The following is a 10,889-nucleotide window of genomic DNA, read 5'->3' as shown; positions in this document are numbered from 1 at the left end:
AAATGAAAAGTTTGAAAAAATTAAGCCTTGTTACATTATTTGCAGCATTAATGGTATTTATGGCTGCTTGTGGGGGCGGGACTTCGAAAGACAACACGAGTGGAACAGACAAGAAAAACGATACAACTCCAAAGACTGAAGAAAAACAAGAACTTTCCGGTTCATTAACCGTTTCTGGTTCATCTGCTATGCAGCCATTAGTCGCAGCAGCAGCTGAAGAATTTATGAATGCAAATCCAAAAGCTGATATTCAAGTAAATGCCGGCGGATCTGGTACTGGTCTTTCACAAGTTTCTGAAGGATCTGTACAAATTGGAAACTCAGACGTATTTGCTGAAGAAAAGATTCCTGATAAAGCAAGTGAGCTTGTTGATCATAAAGTAGCTGTTGTAGGTATGACTGCAGCGGTTAATCCTAAAGTTGGCATTAAAGATATTAAAAAAGCAGATTTAATTAAAGTGTTCACTGGAAAAATTACCAACTGGAAAGAACTTGGCGGTAAAGACCAAAAGATCGTCCTTGTAAACCGTCCAGATTCATCTGGTACACGTGCAATTTTCAATAAGTTCGCACTTGATGGTGCAACACCAGCTGAAGGTATTACTGAAGATTCTTCAAACACGGTTAAAAAGATTATCAATGAAACAGACGGTGCAATCGGATACCTTGCCTTCTCATACTTCACCGATGATTCTGTAACACCACTTGCTATTGATGGTGTGGAACCAACGGAAGAAAATGTACAATCCGGTAAATTCCAAGTATGGGCTTACCAACATTCTTACACTAAAGGCGAAGCTGATGGCTTAGCAAAAGCATTCCTAGAGTATTTAATGTCTGATGATATTCAAAATACTTTACTAAAAGAACAAGGCTACCTTCCTGTCACAAAAATGAAGGTAGAACGTGATGCAAAAGGAAATCAAAAAGATTTATAAGCTTAATAAATAAATGGATAAAAAAGGGTAAGTGCAGATATGCATTTACCCTATTATGACGTATTTTAGGGGTGTTTGGTGCATTATGGAAAAGATTATTCCTGCAAAGGAAAGATTGATAAAATCCTCAAAAAATAGGATGGACGGGGAATTACGTGGAAAGATTCTAGTAATTCTATGTGCCGTAATCATGATATCTGCAACCATATCCATTACTATTTTTCTAGGCACGAAAGGTTTACAATCATTTATTAAAAATGGTGTCAGTCTTATTGAGTTCTTAACCAGTACACACTGGAATCCTACAAATCAAGCCAATCCGGAATATGGTGCCTTGCCGTTTATTTTCGGTTCATTTGCCGTCACCTTTCTTGCGGCACTTATCGCGGCACCATTAGGAATTGGCGCTGCGATCTTTATGACGGAAATTGCACCTTCATGGGGAAGAAAAATATTACAGCCAGTCGTCGAGCTATTAGTTGGAATTCCATCTGTTGTTTATGGATTCATCGGGCTTACAGTATTAGTTCCATTTGTTAGGGCACATGTGGGTGGACTAGGTTTTAGTTTGCTTTCCGGGATGATCGTGCTGTCGGTTATGATTTTGCCAACGATCACTTCGATTGCAACAGATGCAATGGGCAGCTTGCCAAAATATTTACGAGAAGGCTCTTACGCACTTGGTGCAACCCGGTGGCAAACGATTCGAAAGGTGCTAATTCCTGCCGCCCTTCCAGGCCTCCTGACTGCGGTTGTTTTGGGGATGGCTCGGGCATTTGGGGAAGCATTAGCTGTTCAAATGGTCATCGGAAATGTTAGAAATTTACCGTCAAGTATTTTGGATGCTTCAGCTACCTTAACAACAATTATCACGTTAAATATGGGACATACCACTTACGGAAGTGTAGAAAATAATACCCTTTGGTCAATGGGCTTAATTTTATTAGTTATGTCATTTGCCTTTATTCTACTCATTCGCTATCTATCATCAAGGAGGAAGCTGTAATGAAAAGTAAAACAGCTGACCGAATTGCAACCGGAGTATTTGTTGCTATTGCTATTATCATTGTTTCTATTCTTGTTGGATTATTCTCTTATATTTTGATCAACGGATTTAAACACATTTCCTGGGAGTTTTTAACTACACCTTCAAGCAATATTCGTGCGGGTGGAGGAATTCGCGACCAGTTATTTAACTCGTTTTATATTTTACTAATTACCATGATTATTGCTGTTCCCCTTGGGGTTGGCGGGGGAATCTATATGGCAGAGTATGCGAAGCCGGGAAAGATAACAGACACTATTCGTTCCTGTATTGAAGTGTTAGCATCGCTTCCATCTATCGTAATCGGAATGTTCGGATTATTGGTGTTTGTTAACGTAACAGGTTGGGGATATACGATTTTAGGAGGAGCTCTAGCACTTACCGTCTTTAATTTGCCTGTTATCGTACGTGTAAGTGAGGATTCCATTCGGACTGTTCCTCGGGATCTGAAAGAGGCTAGTCTTGCCCTAGGTATTACACATTGGCATACAATAAAAACCGTCCTATTACCGAGTGCTTTTCCATCGATATTAACGGGGATCATTCTTGCAGCTGGTCGTGTGTTTGGAGAAGCAGCAGCATTATTATTTACAGCAGGTCTTTCAACACCAAGACTCGATTATGCAAATTGGAATCCATTTTCTGAGCAATCTCCATTAAATATTTTCAGGCCGGCTGAAACGCTCGCCGTTCACATCTGGTCGGTCAATACACAAGGATTAATTCCCGATGTTGAAGCGGTTTCGAATGGATCAGCAGCAGTATTAGTCATTTCTGTCTTACTATTTAACCTATTAGCTAGATGGATTGGCAGTATCATTACGAAAAAAATGACTGCAACTAAATAAAGGGCAGGTGAGAACGGATGGTTACGACTTATTTGGAAAAAGAATCGACAGAACAAACGATACAAACAACCGTCCAGTTGCATATGGAACATATTTTAAAGGTGCATAATTTAGAAATATTCTATGGTGAAAAACGTGCGGTTAACGGTATTTCCATGGACATTGAAAAAAACTCTATAACGGCTTTGATTGGACCTTCAGGCTGTGGAAAGTCAACATTTTTAAGAAGCGTCAATCGGATGAATGACCTGATTCCCGGTGCAAGAGCCCAAGGGGAAATTATCTATGAAGATCTCAATATCCTGTCTAAACAAATAAATGTTGTGGCATTACGAAAGGAAATTGGGATGGTGTTTCAGAAACCAAATCCATTTCCAAAATCAATTTATGAAAATATTACGCATGCCCTGAAGTTCAGTGGACTCAAAAAGAAAAGCCAGCTTGATGAGCTTGTCGAGGAAAGTCTGCAAAAGGCGGCATTGTGGGATGAAGTAAAAGATAGGCTCCATAAATCTGCCCTATCGCTTTCGGGTGGACAGCAGCAACGTCTGTGTATTGCTAGGACGATTGCCATGAAACCGACTGTCATGCTTCTAGATGAACCATCTTCGGCATTGGATCCTATCTCCAACGCAAAAGTGGAAGATTTAATTGTGGAATTGAAAAAGGATTATTCTATTATCATTGTCACCCATAATATGCAGCAGGCTTCCCGAATTTCCGATAAAACGGCCTTCTTTTTAAGTGGTGATTTGATTGAATATGATGCAACAGAAAAAATCTTCACCAACCCTTCTGTTAAAAAGACAGAAGAATATATTTCCGGAAGGTTTGGATAAGGAGGAAATCGAATGTCAGCTCCGACATTAACTAGACAGGTATTTGATATACGGGACTTGAATTTATGGTATGGTGATCATCATGCCTTAAAAAACATCAACTTTCCGATTAACAAAAAAGAGGTAACAGCGATAATCGGCCCATCCGGATGTGGCAAGTCCACTTTTATTAAAACACTAAATTTGATGATTAATATGGTTCCAAGTGTAAAAATGACCGGAGAAATTAACTTTAATGGCCAAAATATATTAGGCGAGAAAATGGACCTTGTCGAACTTCGTAAACACGTTGGCATGGTTTTTCAGAAGGGAAATCCTTTCCCCCAATCAATTTATGATAATGTCGCTTACGGTCCAAGAGTTCACGGCATTAAAAAGAAGAAACACTTAGATGAGCTTGTCATCAAATCATTAATGGATGTAGCTTTATGGGAGGAAGTAAAGGATCGTTTAACCGCACCTGCCCTAGGATTATCTGGGGGGCAACAGCAACGGCTATGTATCGCAAGGGCATTAGCGACAAAACCGGATGTTTTGTTAATGGATGAGCCAACATCTGCCCTAGACCCGATTTCAACCTTGAAAATCGAGGAACTGATTTTAGAGTTAAAAGAGAAATATACGATTGTCATTGTTACCCATAACATGCAGCAAGCATCACGCGTGTCCAATAAGACTGCTTTCTTTTTAATGGGTGAATTAATTGAACTGGATTCAACTTCTACTATTTTTTCAAATCCAAACGACTCACGGACTGAAGGTTATATAACAGGAAGATTCGGATGATGGGGTGGCATAAATGAGTGCAAGAGCAAATTTTGATAACAATTTAAAAGAATTAAAAGAGATGCTTTTAGAAATGGCTCATAAATCGGAGCAAGCAATGAAGGAATCAATGGTTGCCCTGTTAAATCAGGACATGGATAAGGCGAAAAAAGTTATTGATGGCGATAACGAAATCGATGATATGGAGGATGCAATTAACAATAAAGCATTATTATTAATTGCAAGGGAATCTCCGGTAGCAACCGATCTTAGAAAAATTAGTGTCGCATTAAAAGTTTCTTCCGAAGTCGAGCGGTTGGCGGATATCGCCGTAAATATTGCCAAATCGACATTGCAAATCGGCAATGAAGAATACTTTAAAGATATCATAGATATACCAAAAATGATGGGAATGGCGTTAGAGATGGTTTCTGAATCGATAACTGCCTATTATTCCGAAGATATTGAAATAGCTAAAAAATGTGCGGAAAAAGATGATGCAGTAGACAATATGTTTGGAGATTTAATTCAGGAACTATTGAGCTACATCCCGAAAAATCCAAACGCAACCAATCAGATTATCCAATTATCATTTGTTTGTAGGTTTATCGAACGAATCGCTGACCATTCAACCAATATCGCAGAGAATGTAGTTTACCTTGTGACCGGAAAACGCATTAATTTGAATGAATAGAAAAAGAATAGAGACTAACCCGAGATGAAGCTGAAAAATTTGGCTTCATCTCTTTTTTTTTTTTACACATTACGACAATTTGCGTTTATTGTGTGCTGGCCATTCTAGTGATACGATTAAACTATCAACTATTATGAATAATTTACTTGATATAGCATATATTGATCATTTGCAGAATGGAGGAAGCTATGTTTAAGGATATTGTCAGCCCCGCAGCCCAAGCGTTTATCCCTTTAAAAGGTGAACTAGCGGCGAAACTTATTACCCCCGGAAAAATGATTCTTTTCTGGGACGTATCCGAATTACCCAAAAAACTGATTGAATTATTTTTTAATCGCAGGTTTGAAGAGTTTGTCACTGTTGTCAGAATTTATGATGTTACTGATATCATCTTTAATGGGAAAAACGCCCGTCATTTTTATGAAATTACCGTGCCCTATCAAAGTGGACACTGGTTTATAAAAGGATTGGCGCCAAATCGCAGCTACACAGCTGAATTAGGCGTTTATATATCGGAAGCTAACTTTTTTCCTCTCTTTAGGTCAAACTGCATTCAAACCACTAAGTCGGCATTGCTAAGCGGGATTGAGATAAATCGGGATTTAATTCAATATCAGCAATATGAAGACCACCCGCCAAAATGGCTTGATCATGTAAGTACCTACAGCTATTATCTGGAATCAAACCAACTGGAGGAGAAAAATGGATAAAGCATTATCCCATCAAGTTGACATGAACCAAAAAAGCTGGAGATTAACAATATTGATGCTGTGCTGGGAATATCCGCCCAATATAGTTGGAGGTCTTTCGCGGCATGTGTTCGGATTAGCTGTTTATTTGGCCACAATGGGTCATGAGGTTCATGTAGTAACAGCTGGAAATGGGAGCCTTCCTCCTTTTGAAAAAAGTCATGGTGTGAATGTTCATCGTGTCAAACCACTTAATGAACTGGATAATGATTTTCTTTCCTGGATAGGCGGGCTTAATTTAGCCATGGCTTTCAAGGCAGGAAAATTAACAGAAGATTTAAAATTTGACCTTATTCATGCCCATGATTGGCTGGTCGGTTCCGCTGCGATTGCATTAAAGGAGATCCTGACCATTCCTCTCCTTGCGACAATCCATGCTACAGAGCATGGCAGGCATAATGGTATCCATACGGAAATGCAGCAATTTATCCATGATAAGGAACTGCAGTTAATTAAAGAATCCGATCAATTAATCGTTTGCAGTGAATACATGAGGGATGAACTCTTTTCAGTTTTTAAAGCTCGAGTTGATAAGATAACGGTTATTCCTAACGGGATTAACCCGATGACAGCAGAACGAACAACAGAAGAGATACTACCTGACCTAAAGAAAAAAAAATATATTTTTTCGCTAGGGAGAATGGTAAAAGAAAAAGGGTTTGCAACGATTATTGAAGCGGCATTCAATGCTAAAGAGAATGGCCAAAGTTATTTTTTTGTTATTGCGGGGAAAGGACCAATGCTTGAGACCTACCGAAATCAGGTTGTTGATAGGAAACTAGAAAACTTTGTTGCATTTGTAGGTTATATTAGCGATGATCAAAGGAATGCACTCATCGAAGGATGCGAAATGGCTGTCATTCCAAGTTTATATGAGCCATTCGGAATTGCCGCCCTTGAAACGATGATTCTCGGGAAACCCACGATTGTGTCCAATACAGGCGGGATGAAAGGGCTTGTGAAGCACTTGCAAACAGGATTATTGATGGTACCTGGTGATGCTCAAAGTCTGCAAGAACAGATTAACTTTTTATGGGAAAATCCCCGAAAAGCAAAGGAAATTGGTAAGCGGGGAAGCCAAATTGTAAAAAGTATATATGGATGGAAACGGATTGCCTCAGAAACAAGCAGAGTTATCGAAGATATGTTGTTAAACAAACGAGTGAATGAGTTTAAGCAAGCAGAAACACCAAATAAATTGTAAATTAGGTGTATATGATGATAAATCTAACAGAATCACAAAATAATAAGCAGACTTCTAAACGCCAGCAGCCATTCGAAACACTGCAATTTATTCCTGGGATATGGGTAAATGGAATGTCTTTTTGGCTGCAAAACTGCACTGAAAAGGTTATTTACAATGAAGAGTTAGTTATTAAAGTGAAACTGGAGCAAATCCACTCGAAAATTCGTCTTGCTCATATTTATGTGAGTAATCACAGCAAGCAATGGAAAGAGATTAAGGTTTTAGCGATGCACCATTATTCTAACGTAAGCCAAGATAACGTAACATTTATTTCACCGACAGATAATCGGATTTTTCACCATACGAATAGCCATGTTTTTCTTGTTAATGGGCAACATCAGGGGGAAGGGTTGAAAGAGTATACGACAATGCCACAGTGGTATGCATATACAGATCAAATTTGGAGTTCCCTGCAAAAGGGTTCCTTAAAGTATCAGCCAATAGCCAAGGGTGCTGCAGCGAGTATATTCGCCACGAAAATGGCTGTGGAGCCGAGGGAGACTAGTAAGATGAACACTTGGACTATAACGGGCACGAACAAAAATGAATTGATTTCCATGGAGGAAGGTCTTTTAAAAAGGTTAGAATCCCTTTAACATCGACAACTCTCATGTATCCACCCAGCGGCTGGTGTACGTCACAAAAAGGCGTTTCCCTTTTCTTAAAAAACAGACTAGCATTTCCTTTAGATAAATGATATTATAGAAAAGTCGTATGAATGAATAGCTTAATCGTTTGGAGGGAAATAAACATGCGTGTGAATATTACATTAGCTTGCACTGAGTGTGGAGATCGTAACTATATTTCAACAAAAAATAAACGTAATAATCCAGATCGTCTTGAGCTTAAAAAATATTGCCCAAGAGAAAAACGTACAACTGCACACCGCGAAACAAAATAAGCATCAGGGCTTCCTGTTGCTTTTTTTTTATTGTCCAAAGATAAGGAGGTTGTATATAATGAGTGATAAAACTTCCCTTCGAAAGCAGATGAAAGAAAAACTTGCAATGCTTTCAAAGCCCGCCTATGAAGATTATTCCGGTAAAATTGCGGCTAAGCTCTTTGAAGATGAAAACTGGATACAAGCGCAAGTCGTCGGAATTACCGTTTCAAAGGCACCAGAAACAGATACCTACCAAATTATCCGGAAAGCATGGGAATTAGGAAAACAAGTGGCGGTTCCTAAATGTTACCCGGAAGAGCGGACGTTATCTTTCAGAACCCTAAGCGAATTCTCTCAGCTGGAATCCGTATACTATGGGTTATTGGAGCCGATTGTAGACCTGACATCAGAAGTTCCTTCAGAAGAAATTGATCTCTTGATTGTTCCCGGAGCTGCTTATACAAGAGAAGGGTATCGCTTAGGGTTTGGCGGAGGTTACTACGACCGGTATTTGACCAATTACTTTGGCAAAACCTTATCACTAGCCTTCAACGAGCAAATTATCCCTCAATTCCCAGTCGAAGGGCACGATATACCCGTTTCGAAAATTATTACCAATCTTGAGGTCATCCAAACAAAATGATGGAAACAATGATTATTTTCACGATAATTATTTTAACAGGTTTGGCAGGTTACTTATTGAAGTCATTGACGATATCAGGTGCTGTTGCGGCTGTTTTAGTTGGTCTAGCCGTCTATCTTGGATTTGGTGTTAAGGGGTTGTTCCTGCTTGGTGCCTTCTTTTTATCTTCAAGTCTTTGGTCCAACTATAAAAGTTCGCAAAAAAAGACGATTGAAGAAAAACTAGCTAAGGGAGCAACAAGGGATTGGCGTCAAGTACTGGCAAATGGCGGGGCAGCAGCTCTTTTTAGCATTATCCATTACATATCTGATGATAGTACCTGGTTAGTCGGATTTGCAGTAATCCTTGCCAGTGCTAATTCGGATACATGGGCTTCGGAAATTGGGTCCTTAAGCAAAAAGGATCCCATTTACATACGTACCTTTAAACGAATTGACAAAGGTACATCAGGCGCAGTGAGTATGTTAGGAAGTCTAGCCGCACTTGCCGGGTCCCTCCTTATTTCACTTATCAGTTTTTGGTTGTTCCATTTGGAATTTGTATTTTGTTTGCTTATTTTTTTATCCGGTTATTTCGGAAATGTCATCGATACATTAATGGGTGCCTTTTATCAACAAGTTTTTCGTTGTACCCATTGCGGAATTGAAACTGAAAAAAGACTTCATTGTCATTTGCCGACGATCCGAATAAAAGGGTTTCCCATTATGGATAATGATATGGTTAATTTTCTTTCAGGCTTTTTAGCAGCATGGATGGCGATGGGGGTTCTTCAGTTTATACATTGATTTTATCGGCAACTAAAAAAATGCGGTATTTAATGGATTGGAGGAGTTTTTATGTTAAATCGGGTAAATAGAGTGGCACTTATTGGAACCGGGTTTGTTGGTTCCAGCTATGCGTTTGCCTTGTTAAATCAAGGGATAACAGAAGAACTTGTTTTAATTGATTTAAATAAAGATAAAGCTGAAGGGGATGCAATGGATTTAAATCATGGTCTTCCTTTCGCACCATCACGGACAAAAATTTGGTATGGCAGTTATGCTGATTGCGGCAATGCAGACCTTGTTGTCATAACCGCTGGCGCTAACCAGAAACCCGGTGAAACACGGTTGGATCTAGTAGAGAAAAATACACGGATTTTTAAGGGGATTGTCGAAGAGATTATGGCAAGCGGGTTTGATGGCATTTTCCTTGTCGCTACCAATCCAGTGGACATATTAACGTATGCGGTTTGGAAGTTTTCCGGTCTTCCAAAAGAGCGGGTAATTGGTTCTGGTACGATTCTAGATACAGCCCGGTTCCGCTTTTTGCTTGGGGAATATTTTGATGTGGATACTCGTAATGTCCATGCTTATATTATTGGGGAACATGGCGATACGGAGCTTCCGGTTTGGAGTCACGCTGATATCGCGGGTTTATCAATTTCTGAATGGACAAAAAATAAAGATGGATTTAATCAAGAAGACCTAAATAAACTCTTTTTAAATGTCCGCGATGCTGCCTACCATATAATTGAGCGAAAAGGGGCAACCTTCTATGGAATTGCCATGGGCTTAGTGAGATTGACGAAAGCAATTCTCCGGAATGAAAATTCTGTTCTTACCATTTCTGCTTATCTTGAGGGTGAATATGGGCAAAATGATATTTACATTGGTGTACCTGCTGTCGTTAATCGGAATGGGATTAGGAAAATCGTCGAACTTGATTTAAGTGATGATGAACGGGAAAAATTCACGAACTCTGTCAATGTCTTAAAGAAGACGATGGAGCCAGTGTTTAAGATTAGTTAGGTTTTTAAAGGATTAAGATTCTAACAAATGAATCTAATCCTTTTTTAATTGATTTTTCGGATAAACCTTTGGTAAATATCACAGAATATGGTGTAGGAGGGATTTGAATGTCACGTATGTTAACATCCATTTTGATGATAGGGTCAATAGGGTATTTTGCATTCCGGTACAGATACCGACTTATCAATGTCCTGCTTGGTTCTAGTTGGATACGCCGGCTTACTGTTGGCTCCATAATGAGTTTCCCAGGTGTTAAACGGAAAATGATGCAATCGGTATTTGGAGGACCATCTGATTGGTGAAAACCACAGATGGCTTTTTTATTGTCTAAATGACAACATTTCAAGTTGTTTTATTAATGGGAAATGCTTATATCGTTTATAATGGATATAATGGCAAACTAAAATCCCTAATATAAGATAGATTATCATTCTATTCGCAGGCTCAAC

The 10,889-nt window shown here is 39.1% G+C and carries 14 protein-coding genes; all 14 read left to right on the top strand.

Annotated elements, in window-relative coordinates; all coding sequences use genetic code 11:
* The first annotated feature begins 2 nt into the window (after nucleotides 1-2).
* The 14 genes from BANVL01_RS03905 (at nucleotide 3) to yqgO (ending at nucleotide 10,742) form a co-directional block, all read left to right on the top strand.
* Nucleotides 3-938: a phosphate ABC transporter substrate-binding protein gene (locus tag BANVL01_RS03905; RefSeq protein ID WP_066090092.1), complete on the top strand. Its 936-nt coding sequence runs from the start codon at nucleotides 3-5 to the stop codon at nucleotides 936-938.
* 85 nt (nucleotides 939-1,023) lie between these two features.
* Nucleotides 1,024-1,944, top strand: a complete 921-nt coding sequence (pstC, locus tag BANVL01_RS03900; protein WP_066090089.1) for a phosphate ABC transporter permease subunit PstC — start codon at nucleotides 1,024-1,026, stop codon at nucleotides 1,942-1,944.
* Nucleotides 1,944-2,831: a phosphate ABC transporter permease PstA gene (gene pstA, locus BANVL01_RS03895; protein WP_066090086.1), complete on the top strand. Its 888-nt coding sequence runs from the start codon at nucleotides 1,944-1,946 to the stop codon at nucleotides 2,829-2,831. The genes pstC and pstA overlap by 1 nt, the downstream gene beginning before the upstream one ends.
* 83 nt (nucleotides 2,832-2,914) lie before the next feature.
* On the top strand, nucleotides 2,915-3,670 hold the full coding sequence (gene pstB, locus BANVL01_RS03890; RefSeq protein WP_066096775.1) for a phosphate ABC transporter ATP-binding protein PstB: 756 nt from the start codon (nucleotides 2,915-2,917) through the stop codon (nucleotides 3,668-3,670).
* A gap of 12 nt (nucleotides 3,671-3,682) precedes the next feature.
* Nucleotides 3,683-4,456 carry a phosphate ABC transporter ATP-binding protein PstB gene (pstB, locus tag BANVL01_RS03885; RefSeq protein WP_066090083.1) on the top strand — a complete coding sequence of 258 codons (774 nt, stop codon included), beginning with the start codon at nucleotides 3,683-3,685 and terminating at the stop codon, nucleotides 4,454-4,456.
* A 13-nt stretch (nucleotides 4,457-4,469) separates the two neighbouring features.
* Entirely contained in the window at nucleotides 4,470-5,129 is a 660-nt protein-coding gene (gene phoU, locus BANVL01_RS03880; protein ID WP_066090080.1) for a phosphate signaling complex protein PhoU, read from the top strand.
* Between the two features lie 188 nt (nucleotides 5,130-5,317).
* Nucleotides 5,318-5,839 carry a DUF4912 domain-containing protein gene (locus tag BANVL01_RS03875; RefSeq protein ID WP_066090077.1) on the top strand — a complete coding sequence of 174 codons (522 nt, stop codon included), beginning with the start codon at nucleotides 5,318-5,320 and terminating at the stop codon, nucleotides 5,837-5,839.
* Nucleotides 5,832-7,082: a glycosyltransferase family 4 protein gene (locus BANVL01_RS03870; RefSeq protein WP_066090074.1), complete on the top strand. Its 1,251-nt coding sequence runs from the start codon at nucleotides 5,832-5,834 to the stop codon at nucleotides 7,080-7,082. Before BANVL01_RS03875 ends, BANVL01_RS03870 begins: the two co-directional genes overlap by 8 nt.
* A 14-nt stretch (nucleotides 7,083-7,096) precedes the next feature.
* Nucleotides 7,097-7,720: a hypothetical protein gene (locus tag BANVL01_RS03865; protein ID WP_066090071.1), complete on the top strand. Its 624-nt coding sequence runs from the start codon at nucleotides 7,097-7,099 to the stop codon at nucleotides 7,718-7,720.
* A 155-nt stretch (nucleotides 7,721-7,875) separates the two neighbouring features.
* On the top strand, nucleotides 7,876-8,025 hold the full coding sequence (gene rpmG / locus BANVL01_RS03860; protein ID WP_015594975.1) for a 50S ribosomal protein L33: 150 nt from the start codon (nucleotides 7,876-7,878) through the stop codon (nucleotides 8,023-8,025).
* Between the two features lie 58 nt (nucleotides 8,026-8,083).
* A complete protein-coding gene (locus BANVL01_RS03855; protein WP_066090068.1) occupies nucleotides 8,084-8,650 on the top strand; it encodes a 5-formyltetrahydrofolate cyclo-ligase in 567 nt (188 codons plus the stop codon).
* Nucleotides 8,650-9,435: a DUF92 domain-containing protein gene (locus tag BANVL01_RS03850; protein ID WP_172800906.1), complete on the top strand. Its 786-nt coding sequence runs from the start codon at nucleotides 8,650-8,652 to the stop codon at nucleotides 9,433-9,435. Before BANVL01_RS03855 ends, BANVL01_RS03850 begins: the two co-directional genes overlap by 1 nt.
* Nucleotides 9,436-9,486: 51 nt before the next feature.
* A complete protein-coding gene (locus tag BANVL01_RS03845; RefSeq protein WP_066090061.1) occupies nucleotides 9,487-10,440 on the top strand; it encodes an L-lactate dehydrogenase in 954 nt (317 codons plus the stop codon).
* 107 nt (nucleotides 10,441-10,547) lie between these two features.
* Nucleotides 10,548-10,742: a protein YqgO gene (gene yqgO, locus BANVL01_RS03840; protein ID WP_066090058.1), complete on the top strand. Its 195-nt coding sequence runs from the start codon at nucleotides 10,548-10,550 to the stop codon at nucleotides 10,740-10,742.
* Nucleotides 10,743-10,889 lie beyond the last annotated feature (147 nt).

It is taken from the genome of Neobacillus novalis NBRC 102450 (assembly GCF_001591805.1).
GTDB lineage: Bacteria > Bacillota > Bacilli > Bacillales > Cytobacillaceae > Neobacillus > Neobacillus novalis.
This window is presented reverse-complemented; position numbering and strand designations above follow the sequence as displayed.

Coding starts and splice junctions, on each gene's coding strand:
- BANVL01_RS03905 (WP_066090092.1), top strand. CDS start 3: ATGAAAAGTTTGAAAAAATTAAGCCTTGTTACATTATTTGCAGCATTA.
- pstC (WP_066090089.1), top strand. CDS start 1,024: ATGGAAAAGATTATTCCTGCAAAGGAAAGATTGATAAAATCCTCAAAA.
- pstA (WP_066090086.1), top strand. CDS start 1,944: ATGAAAAGTAAAACAGCTGACCGAATTGCAACCGGAGTATTTGTTGCT.
- pstB (WP_066096775.1), top strand. CDS start 2,915: ATGGAACATATTTTAAAGGTGCATAATTTAGAAATATTCTATGGTGAA.
- pstB (WP_066090083.1), top strand. CDS start 3,683: ATGTCAGCTCCGACATTAACTAGACAGGTATTTGATATACGGGACTTG.
- phoU (WP_066090080.1), top strand. CDS start 4,470: ATGAGTGCAAGAGCAAATTTTGATAACAATTTAAAAGAATTAAAAGAG.
- BANVL01_RS03875 (WP_066090077.1), top strand. CDS start 5,318: ATGTTTAAGGATATTGTCAGCCCCGCAGCCCAAGCGTTTATCCCTTTA.
- BANVL01_RS03870 (WP_066090074.1), top strand. CDS start 5,832: ATGGATAAAGCATTATCCCATCAAGTTGACATGAACCAAAAAAGCTGG.
- BANVL01_RS03865 (WP_066090071.1), top strand. CDS start 7,097: ATGATAAATCTAACAGAATCACAAAATAATAAGCAGACTTCTAAACGC.
- rpmG (WP_015594975.1), top strand. CDS start 7,876: ATGCGTGTGAATATTACATTAGCTTGCACTGAGTGTGGAGATCGTAAC.
- BANVL01_RS03855 (WP_066090068.1), top strand. CDS start 8,084: ATGAGTGATAAAACTTCCCTTCGAAAGCAGATGAAAGAAAAACTTGCA.
- BANVL01_RS03850 (WP_172800906.1), top strand. CDS start 8,650: ATGGAAACAATGATTATTTTCACGATAATTATTTTAACAGGTTTGGCA.
- BANVL01_RS03845 (WP_066090061.1), top strand. CDS start 9,487: ATGTTAAATCGGGTAAATAGAGTGGCACTTATTGGAACCGGGTTTGTT.
- yqgO (WP_066090058.1), top strand. CDS start 10,548: ATGTCACGTATGTTAACATCCATTTTGATGATAGGGTCAATAGGGTAT.